The sequence below is a fragment of the Microcoleus sp. K1-B1 genome, from assembly GCF_036704705.1.
Taxonomy (GTDB): domain Bacteria; phylum Cyanobacteriota; class Cyanobacteriia; order Cyanobacteriales; family Microcoleaceae; genus Microcoleus.
The window spans coordinates 91,742-110,556 of record NZ_JAUBSH010000013.1 but is presented as its reverse complement, the minus strand read 5'-3'; the positions used below and the strand labels follow the sequence as shown (position 1 = coordinate 110,556).

At 46.9% G+C, this 18,815-nt stretch carries 16 protein-coding genes; 5 read left to right on the top strand and 11 right to left on the bottom strand.

All coding sequences use genetic code 11. The features are described from left to right. Positions 1–417 (bottom strand): NUDIX hydrolase (locus QUA83_RS07460; RefSeq protein WP_333292361.1); only part of this gene is annotated, 417 nt, incomplete at its 3' end. Between the two features lie 90 nt (positions 418–507). Between QUA83_RS07460 and QUA83_RS07455 the strand changes: the two genes are divergently transcribed. Further along, on the top strand, positions 508–1,836 hold the full coding sequence (locus QUA83_RS07455; RefSeq protein ID WP_333292360.1) for an AMIN domain-containing protein: 1,329 nt from the start codon (positions 508–510) through the stop codon (positions 1,834–1,836). After that, on the top strand, positions 1,833–2,066 hold the full coding sequence (locus QUA83_RS07450; protein ID WP_333292359.1) for a hypothetical protein: 234 nt from the start codon (positions 1,833–1,835) through the stop codon (positions 2,064–2,066). Before QUA83_RS07455 ends, QUA83_RS07450 begins: the two co-directional genes overlap by 4 nt. A 102-nt stretch (positions 2,067–2,168) precedes the next feature. Here the strand turns inward: QUA83_RS07450 and QUA83_RS07445 are convergent, their stop codons facing one another. After that, positions 2,169–2,771 (bottom strand): DUF3172 domain-containing protein, encoded by a 603-nt coding sequence (locus QUA83_RS07445; protein ID WP_333292358.1) that lies wholly within the window; start codon positions 2,769–2,771, stop codon positions 2,169–2,171. Between the two features lie 291 nt (positions 2,772–3,062). Between QUA83_RS07445 and clpS the strand changes: the two genes are divergently transcribed. Further along, positions 3,063–3,344 (top strand): ATP-dependent Clp protease adapter ClpS, encoded by a 282-nt coding sequence (gene clpS, locus QUA83_RS07440; RefSeq protein ID WP_015178019.1) that lies wholly within the window; start codon positions 3,063–3,065, stop codon positions 3,342–3,344. Positions 3,345–3,583: 239 nt separating this feature from the next. Here clpS and QUA83_RS07435 read toward each other — a convergent pair whose 3' ends face one another. Together QUA83_RS07435 and QUA83_RS07430 are read right to left on the bottom strand one after the other, a co-directional pair. After that, positions 3,584–3,913 (bottom strand): RNA-binding protein, encoded by a 330-nt coding sequence (locus QUA83_RS07435; RefSeq protein WP_333198593.1) that lies wholly within the window; start codon positions 3,911–3,913, stop codon positions 3,584–3,586. 287 nt (positions 3,914–4,200) lie between these two features. Then, the gene (locus QUA83_RS07430) at positions 4,201–5,481 is read right to left on the bottom strand and encodes a hypothetical protein (RefSeq protein WP_333292357.1); all 1,281 of its coding nucleotides are present in this window, start codon (positions 5,479–5,481) and stop codon (positions 4,201–4,203) included. A 408-nt stretch (positions 5,482–5,889) separates the two neighbouring features. Here QUA83_RS07430 and QUA83_RS07425 point away from each other — a divergent pair, with 408 nt between their 5' ends. Further along, positions 5,890–7,272, top strand: a complete 1,383-nt coding sequence (locus QUA83_RS07425; RefSeq protein ID WP_333292356.1) for a UDP-N-acetylmuramoyl-tripeptide--D-alanyl-D-alanine ligase — start codon at positions 5,890–5,892, stop codon at positions 7,270–7,272. A 123-nt stretch (positions 7,273–7,395) separates the two neighbouring features. On the opposite strand, the gene QUA83_RS07420 is transcribed toward QUA83_RS07425, so the two are convergent. After that, positions 7,396–7,830 (bottom strand): hypothetical protein, encoded by a 435-nt coding sequence (locus tag QUA83_RS07420; protein ID WP_333292355.1) that lies wholly within the window; start codon positions 7,828–7,830, stop codon positions 7,396–7,398. 241 nt (positions 7,831–8,071) lie between these two features. Between QUA83_RS07420 and QUA83_RS07415 the strand changes: the two genes are divergently transcribed. Beyond that, complete coding sequence (locus QUA83_RS07415) at positions 8,072–9,169, top strand: HNH endonuclease (protein WP_333292354.1); 1,098 nt, start codon at positions 8,072–8,074, stop codon at positions 9,167–9,169. A gap of 116 nt (positions 9,170–9,285) precedes the next feature. Here QUA83_RS07415 and QUA83_RS07410 read toward each other — a convergent pair whose 3' ends face one another. The 6 genes from QUA83_RS07410 to rpsB form a co-directional block, all read right to left on the bottom strand. Beyond that, complete coding sequence (locus QUA83_RS07410) at positions 9,286–9,822, bottom strand: Uma2 family endonuclease (protein WP_333155025.1); 537 nt, start codon at positions 9,820–9,822, stop codon at positions 9,286–9,288. 123 nt (positions 9,823–9,945) lie between these two features. Next, positions 9,946–12,030, bottom strand: a complete 2,085-nt coding sequence (gene fusA / locus QUA83_RS07405; RefSeq protein WP_333292353.1) for an elongation factor G — start codon at positions 12,028–12,030, stop codon at positions 9,946–9,948. 554 nt (positions 12,031–12,584) lie between these two features. Beyond that, positions 12,585–15,098 (bottom strand): ATP-dependent DNA helicase RecG, encoded by a 2,514-nt coding sequence (gene recG / locus QUA83_RS07400; RefSeq protein WP_333292352.1) that lies wholly within the window; start codon positions 15,096–15,098, stop codon positions 12,585–12,587. Between the two features lie 150 nt (positions 15,099–15,248). After that, on the bottom strand, positions 15,249–16,172 hold the full coding sequence (locus QUA83_RS07395; protein ID WP_333292351.1) for a hypothetical protein: 924 nt from the start codon (positions 16,170–16,172) through the stop codon (positions 15,249–15,251). Positions 16,173–16,489: 317 nt separating this feature from the next. Beyond that, positions 16,490–17,149, bottom strand: a complete 660-nt coding sequence (tsf, locus tag QUA83_RS07390; protein WP_333056024.1) for a translation elongation factor Ts — start codon at positions 17,147–17,149, stop codon at positions 16,490–16,492. A gap of 432 nt (positions 17,150–17,581) precedes the next feature. Next, a complete protein-coding gene (gene rpsB / locus QUA83_RS07385; protein ID WP_333292350.1) occupies positions 17,582–18,409 on the bottom strand; it encodes a 30S ribosomal protein S2 in 828 nt (275 codons plus the stop codon). Between the last annotated feature and the right edge of the window lie 406 nt (positions 18,410–18,815).

Below are 18,815 nucleotides of genomic sequence, written 5' to 3'. Positions count from 1 at the left end.
TTCAGCCCAAAATTGTTTGGCTTCCAAGTTTTCACAACTGATAAAAAAATCCGACCCACATCTGCGGAATGTGGGATATAAGGTTGCTAGTTCCAAAATTTCTTCAGCAACATATCCCGTTTCTTCGGCAAGTTCTCTGGCGGCTGCCGATTTCCCGCTCTCTTCAGCAGGGTTGAAAGAGCCTGCAGGCAGTTCCAGCAAAATTTCGCCTACTGCGTGCCTGTATTGTCGCACTAATACAAGTTCGTGCTGCTCTGTTGTGGCAAATACGAGGGCGATATTTGGTCGGACATTAACAAAAAAGTCGTCTATAATTTGTCCGCTTGGCAATTCTATTTCATCTTGTCTAACCTGACACCACTTGTTGTTAAGAACAAAGCGCGATCGCAATAATTTCCATTTAGTTAAATTTTTCATATCGCAATAATGCTAAACTTTCAGCGTCATCCGAAGGCAAAATTTTCCCATCCATAATCTATTTCAGATCAAAAATTTCACCCAGCAGCCATGCCATACAAAAAATTACCACGAAAATTTTGGGCAGACTTACAAAAATTGACTGTTAATTCTCTACCAGCGGGATTGTTTGCGATCGAGTCACTGAGTCTGAGTCTAGCAGTCGTCGCCGCAGTTGCAGCAGTGCCCGCAACACTCGAACCAGCAAATGCTTCTACAGTCACAAGTTGGAAATTCGATCCGGCGACAAATCAGCTAGAAATTACTCTCCCAGAGGGCACAACCCCCACATATTCTCTACTCAATCCGTCTCAGATTGCTGTGGATTTGCCCAATACTGAGATCGGAGTAGATGCAACTCAGTTATACCCACAAGGTAGAGTGCGTTCTGTGGGGGTTAGTCAAGTTCAACCGGGAACGGCGAGAATTCTGGTAAATTTGGCTCCTGGAGTCGGTTTCAGCGCAGGGCAAGTTCAATTCCAAAGAAGCGGGGTAGAAAATCGCTGGGTGTTACGTCCTGTGATCGAACCGACTCCAATTATGGAAACTCCCGAAACTCAACCCCAGCCTGCAAGACAAGTACCGCAAAACCAGCCGCCGACTGATTCCAGGTCAAATGCTGTCCCAGAGGTTGATCGAGCTGAGCCTCCTACTTCCCTAAATCGCGCTACAAATTCTTCGCAGCGGTCAACTTCAAATGACCAAATCCGGCCGATAACAGTGCCTTTAGTCAATGTTCGCCTTGACGAACGCCGTGGGGTACAAGCTGCTGCTCTACCCCGCCTAGATCCTCAAATAACGGCTGCTGCTGCACCCCAACAGCGGACGCTTACTTTTGGTGAACCGCTTCCTGGGGGACGATCGAATGCTCCTTTGCAGGCTGCGACTGGGGCGAATGTCTTGTTGCCGGCGGGCACGGAGCTGAGTTTACTATACCCCGGTGCTCAGGCTTTGCGGCTGCAAGCGAAGCCCAGCCAAGAGGAAGTGCTGCTGCTGCAAGGGGGAATTCTCGACAGTCGCGGCAATACGATCGTACCTGCTAATACGCCGGTCATCGGTCGCTTTGAAACAACGAACCTCGGCAGTAGATTTGTGGTCGAAGCTATTAGTCTTAACGGCCGCAATATTCCTCTGTTGGCTCGCTCAGAACCGGTGGGAGGCCGTCGGCAACAGCCGACAGATCGCAGTTTGTTGCGAAATACTGGTATTGGTGGCTTAGCTTTGTTCTTGCTGAGCGGCTTTTCCGGTGTCGGTTTGTTGGCGGGAGCAGCCGGTGGTGTTGCTACAACTTACGTGGCTGCTCCTCAACCTGCTACGATTCAACCCGGTCAAATTTTGCAAGTTCAGTTAACGGAAGATTTCCCGCAGTTCGGTTTTTGAAGGCAGAAGGAAGAAGGAAGAGGGAAGAAGGAAGAAGGAAGAGGGAAGAAGGAAGAAGGAAGAAGGAGGGAGGAAGAAGGAAGAAGGAAGAAGGAGGGAGGAAGGAGGGAGGAAGAAGGAAGAAGGAAGAGGTTCGAGGGAAGAAGGAGGGAGGAAGAGGGAAGAAGGAAGAAGAAGGAGGGAGGAAGACTTTTTTCTTCCCTGGAACCTCTTTGTGCAATATTTTCTGAGAGCAGTTTTCCATTGTATGAAATAAAGTAAGGACTTAGGCTTTGCCTAAGTCCTACCCCCTATCTGTAATTGACTCAACTGAAAACCGCTATATCGGCGATTTAGAAATTTTGACCTTCACTGGTTGGAGCTATCGAACCCGGTTGGTTGAGGAACAGGTTTTTAGCGCCGTCATTTTGGTAGATACAGTTAATTTCGGGTTGAGCTTCCAAGGGGCCGGTGAAGCCAAAGGTGTTCATGCGATTTTTGCAATCCCGCACTTGGTCTTGGCTGATGAGTTTTCTTTGTTCAAGAATTGCCCAGTTATTGGTTCGCAAAACGCATCCGGGGCGCATACTCGGCTGCGAGATGTAGACGTTGAAAGGGTTGAGGGTGACGTAGAGCCGCATATCTGTCACCATCGCGCTTGCTCCAAACTGCACGCAAAGTTCGGGGTTGGGGGCGCTGCGATCAATAAATTCGCGGGAAGCTACGTTCTCTGGGCTAATTGTAGCTGTGGAGCTAAAGGCAATGCCAATCCCAATTCCCAGAATAAAGACGGCTGTTAAAATCCCTAGGGTGGCGGAATTGAGGAAAGAGGGTTTGCCGGACTGAGGTTGACGCCGCGACTGTCCGCCAAAGGAGCCTGGGTAGTCGGAGTCTTCATCTCCTCGGGATGGGTCGCCGCTGAATCTGTCGTTGTAGGATTTAGGTTTGCGTTTCATATAATGTTCGTTCCCTCAGTTCTGGAGACTCAACAGGTAGTAGTTTGTTATTTTTAACCGATCGCGCCTTTCTAATATTATGGCGCTAGGAAGGTGGTTGCCCAGGGCCCAGGACACCCCCTGTGGGTTTGGTGTTGGGTTCACAGCTTGCGATCGACCAAGGGGCTGCCTTGTCTGAATTTTCAGATTTCAATAAAATAGCTGAAAGTGAGATAGTCTTGCACAGCGGAGGAATCCGGCTCAAGATTGTTGACAAATTTTAACATTTTACAAGTCAGGAGGTATAGATTAGTGTCTGTCGAAATTATTCAAAAGCCTTCCACAGTCCGCAAGCTTGCACCGCGCTACCGCGTTCTGCTGCACAATGATGATTTCAATCCTATGGAGTACGTGGTGCAGACTTTGATGGCGACGGTACCGAGTCTGACTCAGCCACAGGCTGTAAATGTGATGATGGAAGCCCATACTAACGGGATGGGATTGGTGATTGTTTGCGCTCTCGAACACGCTGAGTTTTACGCTGAAACGCTAAATAATCACGGATTGAGCAGCAGCATCGAACCTGACGATTAGAACCTGACGGTACTGCAACGGATTCGCCCAACCGGTTTCAGACTCATACCGTCAACTCTCATACCAAAAAGCCAAGGGTTAGGCCCTTGGCTTTTTGGTATATTTAATCCGGTAGATATGGAAATTTGAAGAGCATAGGTTTTTCGGAACGGCCGGAAGTGGTTCGGAGCTAGGTGAGCTCTCGCGCCAGTTTCAACTCTCCAATCTCAAATCTTTATCCGAGGAAATTAATGAGGAAATTAATAACGTCCTCCTCCGCCTCCCCCTCCTGCGCGACCAAATTTTCCAGGGCCGCCGCCCCGGTTGCCACCACCCCGGCCTTCATCTTCGCGGGGCTTAGCTTTGTTAACTTTGAGGTCGCGACCCATCCACTCTGCTCCGTCGAGAGCACTAATGGCTGCATCTTCTTCTGCATCTGTGGACATTTCTACAAAACCGAAGCCGCGGGGGCGACTGGTTTCTCTGTCGGTAGGTAGATGTACTCGCTTAACGGTTCCGTATTCGGCGAAGACGGTGGTGATGTCTTCTTGGGTAACTTGGTAGGATAAGTTACCGACGTATATCGACATGAGGAATAACTCCAAAATTTAGACAGTGCGAAGATTTCAGTTTCGGAGAGTCCCCTGCCGATACAGAAGGGCAAGTTTTTAGACAATTCTGTAGCAATGAACAAAGCCTGCAACTGAATCTGATTCACACTTGGTACTTTAACATAGAATAATGTCTTTTGAGTAGGTTTCAGGAGTTAATTAAGTCGTTCTAATTAAAGGTAAAACTTTTAGGGTATTCCGAAACCTGGTCGATCGGTGTGATGTTTTGCCTGCAGTGGAAGCAGAGAAAGTTATGCCGCGCCCTCTCACCGCAGGAAAGATACATCCACCTTGCCAAAGTTGGTACTCAAAGCTAGGTTTACGTTTTCTAGGGCTTTGACTAACCACACTACGCCTTCTCGGGTACTGCATTCGTAGTGACCGAACAAAATTGCCAGCCGCTTTTCTAGGTACGGCTTGACTTTGCCGCAAATTAGTACGATTTTCAGCAGCAAACCTGTGGTTTGGGTCGGCCCGAGGTTTGAGATCAGGTCAATGAAGACAAAGTGGTTGGGCCGCACAGGACTCTCTACTACTAAAAAGTTCAATAACTGGCTGCAAGTTCTAATCATTAAAAATTCGTTAAACTTCTGATCATCGCTGTGGGGCAGGGTATTTTGTAGTTGCTTATACAATTTTTCGTTAAAGAGACGTTTGCCGTAGCGATCGTCGGTGACAGAAGAAATCAGGTATTCGTACAAGTCGTCTTTAAAGGAGCCGTAAGACTGATATGTGCTGGCGTTCGCCGTGAAACGGCCCGCTAGCTGTCTGTAGGTATCGGCTCCTTCTACTTTTCCGACAAATTGCTTGAGGGCAAAGAATAGTTCGGGGTCGGTCAACAAGGTCGGATTTTTTATAGGCTGTATATTTCTGCCGAAGGAAAGGGAGGTTTCCCGACGCGCTATATGAGCCTTTCTCACTTGGTGGGCGACATATTGTGAGAGGTTGATCTCAAATTGCTGCTGCTTTTGAGCTTGGATTTTTTTAATGATTTTTTGCTGTTCGTAGGTGCTGTCGTCGCTGAGGAGGCAGTGTTTGTAGAGGTAAGGGTAGCGGGGAATTAAGGTTCCGAGCGCAAGGCTAGCAGGGGTTTTGCTGTTGCTGCTATCTTCATTGCTGTGAGTTATGACTTTCGCTAAACGCTTGAGGGTGAGGTACTGTTCGCTTTCGGTAAATTGATTTATTAAATGTGGGATAGAGCCTCGCCCCCGTGATCGATTGTATCCAAATAATATTTTGGGCGCTTCTTCAAACAGAGCGATCAATTCAGGGATGGCTGCTTGCTTGCTGGGGTAGGTTTGCCAGCGGTTGATCAGGATGTGGCAGCAGCGGTTGAGGATGTACTTGAATTCTTGTTGGGCGTGTTCTGAGGCTGCTATTTTTTCGAGTGCGTCGGCGACGGAGCGATCGGGATATCCGCTACCCTGGATAAACAAAGTGCGAAAACGGCTGATGAGTTCGGCCGGCTGCTCTCGTTGTACCAACTCCAGCCAGTGCTTGTAAAGTAGCTGTTCTTCTTCGTGGCTTTGTCTGTTGTAGTCGTTCACTGTGGATTAACCCTCCGAGGGTGGGGCAGGAGCTTTCAGCGCTATTAGCTTGATGAATTGGCCAATGAATCGCCACAATTGAGTCAACCGAGCTTCTCGCCGGATGAGGATTATGGGTAGAAGCTGTCAGCAGCTTAAGCCGATCGATATTTTTTGCTTAGTTAAACTATTTATCAACACCAGCATGACATGAATTGTTGGTAATTAGCAAGGCCTTAAATACCATCGACTTTGTAAAGTATTGGTAAAGATTGTGGGTGGGTACGGGATAATTTCTTGGTAGGCAGACGATTTAGTATGAGGATAATCAAGGTCAATCCTGATTCGCCGCCCGCTGTTAGTTAAATTTGAGGTGGGGCAAGGTAGAATTAGCTGTGAAAATAATTATTTGAAATGTGAGTGCTGGTTATGGTTTGTCGCGTAAGTATCGCCCAACTTGCTGAAATTTTAACTGTACCTTTGCCTGCTGTGTCTGAGGGCATTTTGACAGCTTTAGGGACAGGTATTGCCACAGATACGCGCACTCTTGAGGGAGGCGAAGTATTTTTGGCGCTGCGGGGAGACAATTTTGACGGGCATCAATTTGTGGCAAAAGCCCACGATTTGGGGGCGATTGCGGCAATTGTTGATCGAGATTGGCAAGAGGAATTGCCTAATTTTCCGCTGTTGCGCGTTGACGATACTTTAAAAGCTTATCAGTCGATCGCCCGCTGGTGGCGTGACCAATTCAGTATACCTATAGTTGCTGTTACTGGGTCTGTCGGTAAAACTACTGTTAAAGAGTTAATTGCGGCGGTGTTGTCAACGAGGGGAAATGTTCTTAAAACTCAATATAACTACAACAATGAAATTGGAGTACCAAAAACTCTGTTGGAGCTTTCACCTTCCCACAATTATGCTGTAATTGAAATGGGAATGCGCGGCAGTGGTGAAATTGCGCTGCTGTCGCAAATTGCGCGACCTACTGTTGCGGTAATTACTAATGTAGGAACGGCACATATTGGGCGATTGGGTTCGGAAGAGGCGATCGCCCAAGCTAAGTGCGAACTGTTAGCCGAAATGCCTGCTGATAGCATTGCTATTCTCAATCACGATTGTGACAGATTAATCGCAACGGCAGCCGAAGTTTGGCAGGGGAAAACTTTAAGTTACGGTTTAGAAGGCGGGAATTTGTGCGGAGAATTGCTCAACCCTGATACAATGTTAGTAGAAGGTGTGGAATTGCCGCTGCCGCTGCCGGGACGACACAATGCTGTAAATTATTTGGCGGCTTTGGCGGTAGGGAAAGTGTTAGGTATTGATTGGGAAGTTTTAAAGCAAGGTTTGTCTGTGCAGTTACCGGATGGACGGGCGCGCCGCTACGATTTGCCCGATGATATTATGATTCTGGATGAGACTTACAATGCTGGTTTGGAGTCGATGTTGGCGGCCCTGAGACTGTTAGCAGATACTCCTGGAAAGCGCCGGATTGCGGTGTTGGGAACGATGAAGGAATTGGGCGACAGGGCGATCGAGTTTCACCGACAAGTGGGAAGGGCGGCGCGAGATTTGAATCTGGATGCTTTGTTTGTTTTTGCTGATTTTGAGGAAGCAGCGGCGATGGCAGCGGGCGCTGCGGGTGTGCCTTTTGTGGAGGTAGAAGATATTGGGAGGGAGAATTCCCGCGAAGATTTAGCAAGGCATTTAATGGAGTTTGTTACACCGGGCGATCGCATTTTATTTAAGGCCTCTCATTCAGTTGAGTTAAATCGAGTTGTGGAGAAGTTTAGGGCGGATTTTGCGGGGGAGTAATAGAAAAGAAATTTTGGGGATTTGAAATTATGCGAGCGCTTCTAGTCGATCGTCACCTCAAACTCACGTTTCGATCGCTGATGCGTAGGGTAAGATGCCCATCTGCACCTAAGTCCCGATGGTTCAATATCCCGATCGCTCTAACGGCCCGATTTCGATATCGGGCTCGATCTCAATTATTGAAATTTTGGCATTTTCAACTACTGTATTTCCCATCATTGTATTGTGCATTGCCTCAAACTTAGATTCATCTTTAGCAATTCGTTCGTAGTGCAAAATTACGTGATAACGCTTTTCAATCGGCTCTCCCGAATCCGAAATTTCCACCGCATCCCAATCTATATTTTGAGAGTCTTCGGCTTGCTGGCGGTAGCGAGATGCTAAATTTTCCAGGGCGATCGCGATCGCGTGTTCTTTCGTTTGTCCGTAAAAATTCATGCGATCATGGGGGCGATCGCTCAGAGATGACGAAATCTGACAAAGATACTGCCCGTTTGATTGAGCGCAAACGTCGATCGCAATTGTACCAGCAGTGCGATCGGGATTTATTTGACTCATAAGCTGTTCGGCATTTAAAAGACGATAGTAGGGTGCGTCAGTCCATAAGCGTTTCCCTTGTCCAGTAAGTATTCACTCCTGACGCACCCTACAAGGCTCAAACTCACCACAGCACAAGTTTTAGGAGCCGGGGAAGCATGACCTATTTCAGGATATGTCGAAAAAAAGCTAAAATATCGATGAGTTTTCGTTGGACTTGTCATGTCGGAGAGCAAATATGAGTTCAGTTGAGGAAACCGAAATGTCAGAAATCGTTGACTTGCCACTCATAGGGTGTGCTGAACAATATCTCTTCTCAGTCAAAGACAATCGAGAGCGTGCTGATAAGCTAAAAGAATTACTTATCCCTAAGCTTAAAATAATCATTAAACAAGCTTGTGACCTAATTCACCAAGTTTATGGCACAGATGTACTCTCAGATTGTCAGATAATGACTACACCAGCTCATAGCCTTGGAGCCAAGAAAACCCAGCCCTACAAAATAGCAACCGCTGGCTTGGCTATAAAAGGAAAAGGTTGGTATTTCCAACAGAGAATCGAGTGTACTTCTTATAGTTTACTTGTGAAATTTTTTGGATTAAGAGGGCTAAAAAGTAATCCGATTGTTCACGTTCTGAAAAACCATTTAGAAGATGTTACTAGGATTTTGAAGCATGGTAGATATATTATTTCCTCTAATAATATTGCACCGGAAAAATATGGTAAGTTTGAGTATGAGGAGTTCATTAACAGACTGCAATTAATTCATGAAGTAGGTTGGAATGGTACTTATATTCAGAGTCCATCCCTAGTTCTTCCTATTAAAGACCTAGATGCAGCTCAGCCAGTGATTAATAACTTTGTCGAAATCTTTGCTATCTTTCGTGCTGCATCAAATGTGATTCTTGGTAAGGAAGACCGTTTTGAGGACTACCTAAAATGTTTGAGGGATTGGCAAAATCCGCTTCAGGTTCAGGAATCTGTAACTACTCCTAGATTCTTTCCTGATGAAGTAGATTCAGTACAAACATTTCGTGAGGGGGCAGTACGGCAAGTTTCAGTCAACGCCTATGAACGAGAGCCTAAAGCTCGGCAAAAATGTATTGATTATTACGGTTCAAGTTGCTTTATTTGTGATTTCGATTTTGGCAGAGCTTTTGGGCAACAGGGAAAAGGTTTCATTCATGTTCATCATCTAAGACCCCTTTCAGAAATTGCAGAAGAGTATGAAATTGATCCTATAAAAGATTTGCGTCCTGTTTGCCCAAATTGTCACGCTATGATTCATCGTAGTTCACCACCATTAAGTCTTGAAGAAATCAAGATGTTGTTGAAGTCTGCTCGTGGTTCTACTATCTAATATGTGGGGCTTGCTGAATAAGCCGATCGCAAACCCAGACCACGCAATATGCGGTATATTCAGCAAACCCTAATTACTATCAACGGGGTTTTAAACCCAGTTTTCTAATAAAATGCCTACTGTCGGCGAATCATAGCCATCACAGCATCAACCGTAAGTTCCGGGAGAATACCTAAAACTGGTAAAATATCTGCACCCGAACAGATTATAGGTAGCTCCTCACCCTGCCATACCCAAACTTGTTGGTGAGAGAGATCGATTAGCCATGCTAATTGCGTGCCGTTAATGAGGCAGTGGAGGATCTTATTCTGCAATTTTAAAGTGCTTTGATCCGGCGATCGAATTTCAATTAACCAATCCGGTGCGCCGTTAAGTGGTCCGTCTTCATCGGTAAGCCGATCGCCTGCTACAATCGCTATATCTGGTACTGGCGAGTAGGGAAGTACCAAGCAACGCAACTCTGGTATCGCTTCAAATCGATCAGTCCGATCGTTGATATAGTTAACCAAGTTGTGTTGCAGTCGCGAATGAAAAAGGGTTGGCATAGTTTTTTGAACTGCTCGTCCCAGAATAAATTCCCATGCAGGCGAGGATTCAATATCCGGTTGAGCGAGGAAGTCTGTTAGTGAAAGTGTTGCGATCGACTCAATCATATTTTTTTGTCGAACCTCACTGTACTTATTATCTAGATTAAATCCCCGACTTCGTAGAAGTTGTCGGGGATTGAATTGTTCTGTTTGACTCCAGATAGCACCTACCGGGAGTCAAAAGCACTACTACTTCGCAGCTTGACGCTCTTTTGCCGCCTTAATCACTTCTTCAGCGATGTTATTGGGACAAGGAGCATAGTGCGAGAAGGACATGGAAAACTGACCGCGGCCAGATGTCATAGTACGCAAATCGCTAATGTAACCAAACATTTCGCTCAACGGCACATCTGCCTTGATCCGTGCTCCTGTCTGGCTTGTTTCCTGAGATTTCATCATCCCCCGGCGGCGGTTGAGGTCGCCGATCACGTCGCCCATGTAATCATCTGGAGTGAATACATCGACATTCATAATCGGTTCGAGCAACTGAGGCCCGGCTTTCGGCAGAGACTGACGATAGGCCGCTTTGGCAGCAATTTCAAAAGCCATTGCTGACGAGTCAACGGGGTGGAAACCGCCTTCTAGAAGCGTGAATTTCAAGTCCAAGCAGGGGAATCCGGCCAAGACGCCTTTGTCGATGCAGCTTTCAAAGCCTTTTTCGACGGCTGGCCAATATTCTCTCGGCACGCTACCACCAGTCACTTTTGACTCAAACTGGAAGCCGCTTCCAACCTCACCAGGCTCGATCACATAGCCGATTTTGGCAAATTGACCGGAACCACCTGATTGCTTTTTGTGGGTGTATTCGTCTTCGAGGCGCTTGGTAATCGACTCGCGGTAGGCTACCTGTGGTTCGCCGACTTCTACTTCGATACCGTGGGTGCGCTTGAGAATGTCTACTTTGATGTCGAGGTGTAACTCGCCCATCCCCTTGAGAATCGTTTCGCCGCTTTCTTGATCCGTCACCATGTGGAAGGATGGGTCTTCTTGCACCATCTTGGTGAGGGCTGCTCCCATTTTTTCTTCGCCGCCTTTTTGTTTCGGTTTGACCGAAATCGAAATAACGGGATCGGGGAATACCATCGGCTCTAGGGTTGCGGGATTTTTGGGGTCGCAGATGGTGTGTCCGGTGCGGACGTTTTTCATGCCGACGATCGCCACAATGTCCCCTGCTTGCGCGGATTCAATTTCTTCGCGAGAGTTGGCGTGCATTTCCACCAAACGGCTGATGCGCTCGGTTTTGCCTGTGGCGGTGTTGAGTACGGTGTCGCCCTTGGACAACTTACCGGAGTACAGGCGCGTGAAGGTTAGAGCACCGTAGCGATCGTCCATGATCTTAAACGCCAGTGCCCGCAATGGCCTATTGGGATCGACGATCGCAAATTCGCCGGTTTCCTCACCTTCGAGATCGACTTCTGGCTGCGGTGTGACTTCCATCGGGTTTGGCAGGTAGTCAACTACGGCATCGAGAACCAACTGTACGCCTTTGTTTTTAAACGATGAGCCGCAGTATGTGGGGAAAAATGCCCGATCGCGAGTACCTTTGCGAATGCAGCGCTTGAGGTCGTCGAGGCTCGGCTCGTTGCCTTCGAGATACTGTTCCATCACAGTGTCGTCTTGCTCGACGGCCAGTTCGATCAACTTTTCGCGCCAAGTTTCGACATCATCGACCATATCGGCGGGGACATCTTTAATTTGATAGTTCATGGGATCGCCTGAGTCATCCCAGATCCAGGCTTTGCGGGTCAGCAAATCGACTACGCCGCAAAACTTTTCTTCTATGCCGATGGGCAATACCATTACCATCGGTTTAGCGCCAAGGATTTTATCAACTTGCTGGACAACACGGTAAAAATCTGCACCCGTGCGATCGAGCTTATTGATGTAGATGACGCGAGCGACTTTGGAATCGTTAGCGTAGCGCCAGTTTGTTTCAGATTGCGGTTCAACTCCACCCGAACCGCAGAACACACCAATACCACCATCAAGAACCTTCAAAGAACGGTAAACCTCGATCGTAAAATCGACGTGTCCCGGAGTATCGATGATGTTGAGCTGATGGTCGTTCCAGAAGCACGTGGTAGCAGCGGATTGAATCGTAATCCCGCGCTCTTGCTCCTGTTCCATGAAGTCAGTAGTCGCCGCGCCTTCGTGAACTTCACCAATTTTGTGGATTTTGCCTGTCAGTTTCAGGATTCTTTCTGTTGTGGTGGTCTTGCCAGCATCTACGTGGGCGAAGATGCCAATATTTCGATAACGAGTGAGATCTTTCATAATTAGTGTTGAGATTAAATGCGACGAACCGTCGGCGACCACCTGCAAGCGTAACCAGCGAGGAATCAATGTTGCCTTAGGCGCCAGTACAGGCTAGATTTCCTTTCCCCTGTTGCTGGCAGAACTATCTTAATTTTGACACTTCTTCGTCATTCCTGCGAAGGATTCTTGGTGGAATAAGTACCCCAAGCCTGGCTCCTTATAAAAATAGCGTAAATTAAGGCCAAAATCCTCTCCTAAAGTAGTTTGGGTTGAGGCACTCGTTTCCAAAAAATTCGTGTTTTTGACGTTTCGATCAACCTGATATTTTGCAGCAGTCTCAGCAAAAAAGTATAAACCGCGTTTCCTGACAAAAAATCTAGGATTTTACATGAGTTTATGGGAAGAAAACTGGTTTCTGACATTACTGACATTAAATAAGGAGGGGTAAATAAACCGCCCTATGGGGAGGAGGGCGGGTGAGTGCAGCAATAAACTGGCGGCTTTGATATATCTTTGCTTAACCCCCCACTACCAAATATTATTAAAAACCCCATTGCTGCGTCCAAAACTATTTATGTCAAAATCGACCCACTCATCATCCGCTGATATCTCCGCTCCAATTCATCCCGCACCACCGGCCACTGATTCAAACTTTCATCATTCTCAATTACCATTTGAGCCGCCGCCCTCGCCAACTCCAAAACCTCCTGATCCTCCACCAAACTCGCCAAAGCAAAATCCGGCAAACCAGACTGCCGAGTTCCCAAAACCTGACCAGGCCCGCGCAGTCTCATGTCCATTTCCGCAATAAAAAAGCCATCTTGAGATTGTTCTAAAACCTTCATTCTCTGCATAGCTTCCGCCGTTTTGGAACCGGGCATTAACAAACAATAAGAACGGTTGCTGCCCCGACCAACTCGACCCCGCAACTGGTGCAGTTGCGACAGTCCAAAACGCTCAGAATTTTCAATTAGCATTACCGTGGCATTCGGCACGTCTACTCCCACCTCGACCACAGTAGTAGATACTAAAATATCCGTTTCTTTGTCCCGAAACTTTGAAATTGCGTCATCTTTGTCGGCACTGCTCATTCTCCCGTGCAGCAAACCCACCTTAAACTCAGGAAATACACTTTTTTCAAGTTTCTCTTTTTCCTCAATTGCCGATCGCACATCCAACTTTTCCGACTCCTCCACCAGCGGCAGCACCACATAAACTTGACGCCCGCTCGCCACTTCCCGCCGAATCAAATCGTAAGCTTGAATGCGTTCTTTGGCAGACAGTACAGTTGTTTGAATTGCCTGCCTGCCGGGGGGAAGTTCATCAATTTGACTCACATCTAAATCCCCGTGCAGCGTCAGCGCCAGCGTCCGGGGAATGGGAGTTGCCGTCATCGTCAAAACGTGGGGAGCTTCACCTTTTTGCTGTAATTTAGCGCGCTGCTGTACACCGAATCTGTGCTGTTCGTCAATTACCGCCAAACCCAATTTATGAAAATTCACCGTATCTTGAATCAGCGCGTGAGTTCCCACTAAAACGGGCAATTCTCCGGTTTCTAACTGGTTGTGAATTTCGCGGCGCTTGGCTACTTTTGTGGAACCAGTTAACAGTTCAACAGACAAGTGCATCAAATTAAACCAACCTACCAATTTGCGGTAATGCTGTTCTGCTAAAACTTCTGTCGGCGCCATTAATGCGGCTTGATAGCCGGATTGAATTGCTGCTAGCATTGCCACGACTGCTACTACAGTTTTGCCAGCGCCGACATCGCCTTGCACTAATCTGTTCATCGGTTGCGATGAAGCTAAATCGTTGAGGATGTCATTGATGACTCTTTCCTGAGCATTAGTCAACGCAAAAGGCAAGATTTCATAAAAATGTTCGATCAATTTGCCAGTAGGAAGGATGACTGCACTAGCTTGAGCTTTCCTTTGGGTTTGGCGGCGCTTTAAAAGTCCTAATTGCAGGTAGAAAAATTCGTCAAAAACTAAGCGACGGCGGGCGGCGGCCAAACAATCTCGATCGAGCGGAAAGTGAATATTAGTCACGGCATCGGCTAAACCCATTAAACCGTAACGCTCGCGCAAATCCTCTGGTAGCGATTCTGGCAACATTTTCGCCGCCGGCATTACAGCCAAAATCGATCGCCTCACCGAACCAGCATCCACCCCCTCAGTCAGCGGATAAACTGGTATCAGGCGGCCGACTTTCATTGATTCGATCGCACCGCCGGAGTCGTCTAATACTTCTAACTCAGGATTTTCTAAAGTAATTCCATATTTACCCTGCTTCACCAACCCGGAAGCTGCGAGTACCGCACCTGTACAATACTCGCGCTTTTTGAATTCTTGCCAGCCGCGATTACTGTAGCGAGGGCCTGCAAAAAAACGACTAATTTTTATTTCTCCGGTGCGGTCTTTTAAAATTACTTCTAATATGGTTAACTTCTTATTCTTCGGGCTAGAAAAGCAATTGCAGCGCTTTACTTCTGCGATTAAAGTGACAGTTTCCCCGGCTACTAGCTCGCGAATTTGTACTTGCTTTGCATAGTCGATGTGGTTGCGCGGATAGTAGTAAAGCAAGTCATATACAGTGTATAAACCCAGTTTTACCAAGCGGTTGCCGTTGGCGGGGCCGATGCCGGTGACGCGGGTTAACTGTTGGTCGAGAGTCAGGCTGGGCGGTGGGGGTGCTGTACTCAGGGGTGCAGTTCGGGGAACGGAAACTGCTGGGGCGGTTTGTTCCGAAGCGTTAGCGTTTGCGGGTATGACTTGTGCTACTTGTTCTGGCTGGTGGCGAGTTTCTTGTTCCCAAACTTGCTCCATTTGCCTCAGAAAACTGACCGTAATGGCGATCGAATGTTGGCGCTGTTCGAGATCTTTCTGAGGGTAGATGTCAAATTCAGCGGCTAGTTGTCTAGCTCGATCGCGCGCCGAAGCCGCCACAGAACCTGCCAACTGTCTCAAACTCAGACCGAGAAACTCGCTGAAGCGGTATTGACTGCCTTGGATGTCGTTAAATCCGCGATCGGCTTCTACGGAAAGAGCTTTTTGCAATCGCTGCCATTCGGGTTGATTATTAGTCATCAGTCATTAGTTATTAGTCATTAGTTATTAGTCATTAGTCATTAGTCATTAGTCATTAGTTATTAATCATAGCTCAAGAATTCCACACAACTGACAACAGTCAACAGTCAACAGTCAACTGACAACTGACAACTGACAACTAACAACTGACTAATCTTCAAACCAACTCGATCGCCAAGCCGACTCAGCCTCCACCACAGCAAGTTCCCGCTGCTTTTTCTGGTAATCGCGGCCCAGCGAGTTCAACTTGACAGAGAGGTTGCGAATTTGCTGGCGCCAAGCCGAGGTTCCCGCATCGGCAAACTCTATTTCCGATAGCCGCAGTTTAATCGCTGTAAAGTGCAGCGCCCTACTACCAAAGGTTGCGGCCAGTTTTCGCGATGCTGATGAGGCATCGGTTTCAATGATTAAGTTTAATAAGTTAGGCGGCCCGGCAACACTATCGCCGGAGGATTCAGCTTGAGAAGCAGCTTCTAGAACCGGTTCTGGCAATTGACTCGGCAAGATTCCCGACTGTTGCAGCAAGCGGTTGGTGTCGCGAGAAAGCAGCTTGAGTATATGGACGATCGACTTTTCAATACTATTTTGCCAGCGTGCCAAACTTTCCGGGGAATTGGCATTTGGCAATTGATAATTTGCCAATGAAAATAGATAGTTAATGGCGGAAACTTGGTTTTTTTCCTTTTCGTCTTCTTCCTTGTCGTCTGATTCGTCTTCCTCTTCTTCCTCTTCCTCTTCATCGAAGTCGTCTTCGTCTTCTTCTTCCTCTTCCTCTATTTCTTCATCTGCTTGTGATTCAGCCACCAGCGATCGCAATTTTTCCTCCGACTCCGCAGCCAAAGCCTTTACAGACTGCTGCATTTTTTGCCGCCCCTCGAAGGACAACTTGAGAAACGACTCCGGTACTGCTTGAGTGCAAAGGTGATAGCAAGCCAAAATTAACTGCTGCCGCACCGCTTGTCCCAACGCAGTTAAATAACCTTCGTAGGTACTGCGAAACTCCAAATTCAAGGCTGCTAAAGCCTCTTCGAGTCCTGCCAAATCTTGCTCTATTCTCTCTCTTGGTCGCACCATATCTCTCGTATAAAATTAAAATAGGACTTATATCATTTCCGGTAACACCGGAATGATGTTGACTGTTGACTGTTGACTGTTGACTGTTGACAACGTGAACAGTTAACAGTCAACAGTGAACTCTAATTTACGATTCCGATGCTAACAGATTTGATATTACGCAAGTTTTCCATCTTTACGATATCTGTAGTAGTAAGGTTTGCAGCGATCAGCCTACAAATATAGTCTGTCCATAACTCCTATAAAAATTAAAAATTAAAAATGCAAAAAATTAATTTTTCACATTTTTAATTTTTAATTCTAAATCTTAATTGGGATTATTGAACACCCATTTGGGCTGCCACTTCATCGGCAAAGTTAGCTTCTACCTTTTCAATGCCTTCGCCCAAGACAAAACGCACGAAGCGACGCACTTGGATATTTTCTCCAATTTGGGCGATCGTTTGTTTCACCAACTCTTCCACCGAGATATTCTGATCTTTAATAAAAGGCTGATCCATCAAAGATAACTCTTTCATGCGCTTCTCAATCCGCCCTAGAACAATCTTTTCTTTGATGTTTTCCGGCTTGTTGCCCAAGTCATCTTTGCCCATTTCAATTGCCTTTTCTCTTTCGACAACTTCGGCGGGGATATCTTCAACTTTCACGTATTCCACATTCGGGCAAGCTGCAATTTGCATCGCGATATTCCGCACCAAAGTTTGGAATTCTTCGCGACGTGCCACAAAATCTGTTTCGCAGTTAACTTCCACCAGCACACCGACGCGGCCGCCCGTGTGAATGTAGCTGCCTACAAGCCCTTCTGAGGCAACTCGTCCACCTTTTTTACCTGCCGAAGCCAGACCTTTTTTCCGCAGCCACTCAATGGATGTTTCCATATTGCCTTCGTTTTCAACGAGGGCTTTTTTGCAATCCATCATGCCCGCGCCAGTTTTTTCGCGCAGTTCTTTAACAAGTTTTGCAGATATGTCCGCCATCTTCTTTAAGTTCCCAATCAAAATTAGTTATTAGTCATTAGTCATCAGTCATTAGTCATCAGTCATTAGTCACTAATTTTAATGTTAATGATTAGACCAGAGTGAAGAAATACCCAGTCGATATTAGTACCGACTTTGTAGGTGTAGCGCCAGAATTAATTCTGACCCTGACACAATGAATGCTTTTGCCAGAGCTCTACTAATGACTTAGACTCGTGCTAAGCAGTCGCGCATTTAAATTGTATATTCAGGGCGGGCTCTTAGGCCCAACCCCTACTCCCCACAAGACTTTAATCTTTTTTGACATACAATTTAAATGCAGACCAGCTTATGTACAATTAAAAATTAAAAATATCCCACTAAAAATAATAATTATTTTTAATTTTCAATCTTTAATTTTTAATTTCCTGGTGTCAGATTCCGAGGGCAATACTAGCTGTCGGTTTCTTCGCCTTCAGCGTCGGCGTCCTCGGGATCTACATAATTGGGGTCATCCAATTCTTCGATTTCGACATCATCTTCAGCGCCTTCGTAACCACCGTCGTAGTCGTAGTCTTCATCAGAGTCGCCGCCCTGCTGACCGTGACGACCTTCGTAGATGGCATCAGCCAACTTGCCGACAATCAGCTTGATCGATCGAATAGCATCGTCATTCGCCGGAATCGCAATGTCAACCAAATCCGGGTCGCAGTTGGTATCCAACAGAGAGACGATCGGAATTCCCAACTTTTGGCATTCCAACACCGCATTATACTCGCGGCGTTGGTCTACCAGCACCACTCCGTCGGGAATCTTCCGCATAGACTTAATCCCGCCCAGATATTTCTGGAGTTTTGCCATTTCTCGGCGCAGTACGGAAGCTTCTTTTTTCGGCAGCAAATCGAGGGCGCCGATTTCCTCGCGGCGCTCCAAATCCTTGAGGCGCTCCACGCGGGACTTAATCGTCGTCCAGTTTGTGAGCATTCCCCCCAGCCAGCGCTGGTTGACGTAATAAGCACCGCAGCGTTGAGCTTCTTGGGCTACAATCCCGGCAGCTTGGCGCTTTGTACCCACGAACAAAAACTTTTTGCCTTTTTCTGAGGCAACTCTCATGTACTCGTAGGCGTCTTCCATAAGCTGAGCGGTTTGCACGAGGTCGATGATGTGAACCCCGTTGCGCTCTGTAAAAATGTATGGAGACATTTTCGGGTTCCACCGACGGGTTTGGTGTCCGAAGTGAACCCCTGACTCTAACATTTGAGCCAAACTGACTACTGGCATTGTATTTTTAACTCCTAATTCGGGTTAATCCTCCACCCGGTCGTATTTCTGAAGGTTTGCGCCCTAGAAACACCCGAAAACCCGGATGTGCGAATTTAAACAACTTTTCTAGTTTATCACAGCGCGCGCTACTTTTGCTGACAATCTGATATCACTACGTTTAAACTCAGATGTTGCACCATTGTCAAGAACTGGCTCTCCGGCCCGTTCCACAAAGAAAGAATGAGTTTTCTTGTGGAACAGGCTTTTCGGCCTGTTCCTAAACAAGTAATTGAGAATGGTGGAAGATGTGAGTTTCAATGGGCTGTGGGCACCAGGAGGTGAGATTTAGTCCGGGGTGCAGAGGCTGCGGTTAAAGTTACTTGCAAGCGCCTGTAAAAAATAAAAAATCCAAGTGGGATGTTGC

Bases quoted from the DNA above. Each gene is read 5' to 3' on its own strand.
- rpsB (WP_333292350.1), bottom strand. From the start codon at position 18,409: ATGCCAGTAGTCAGTTTGGCTCAAATGTTAGAGTCAGGGGTTCACTTC.
- QUA83_RS07425 (WP_333292356.1), top strand. From the start codon at position 5,890: ATGGTTTGTCGCGTAAGTATCGCCCAACTTGCTGAAATTTTAACTGTA.
- QUA83_RS07395 (WP_333292351.1), bottom strand. From the start codon at position 16,172: ATGGTGCGACCAAGAGAGAGAATAGAGCAAGATTTGGCAGGACTCGAA.
- fusA (WP_333292353.1), bottom strand. From the start codon at position 12,030: ATGAAAGATCTCACTCGTTATCGAAATATTGGCATCTTCGCCCACGTA.
- QUA83_RS07415 (WP_333292354.1), top strand. From the start codon at position 8,072: ATGTCAGAAATCGTTGACTTGCCACTCATAGGGTGTGCTGAACAATAT.
- QUA83_RS07420 (WP_333292355.1), bottom strand. From the start codon at position 7,830: ATGAGTCAAATAAATCCCGATCGCACTGCTGGTACAATTGCGATCGAC.
- QUA83_RS07455 (WP_333292360.1), top strand. From the start codon at position 508: ATGCCATACAAAAAATTACCACGAAAATTTTGGGCAGACTTACAAAAA.
- QUA83_RS07410 (WP_333155025.1), bottom strand. From the start codon at position 9,822: ATGATTGAGTCGATCGCAACACTTTCACTAACAGACTTCCTCGCTCAA.
- QUA83_RS07445 (WP_333292358.1), bottom strand. From the start codon at position 2,771: ATGAAACGCAAACCTAAATCCTACAACGACAGATTCAGCGGCGACCCA.
- recG (WP_333292352.1), bottom strand. From the start codon at position 15,098: ATGACTAATAATCAACCCGAATGGCAGCGATTGCAAAAAGCTCTTTCC.
- QUA83_RS07435 (WP_333198593.1), bottom strand. From the start codon at position 3,913: ATGTCGATATACGTCGGTAACTTATCCTACCAAGTTACCCAAGAAGAC.
- tsf (WP_333056024.1), bottom strand. From the start codon at position 17,149: ATGGCGGACATATCTGCAAAACTTGTTAAAGAACTGCGCGAAAAAACT.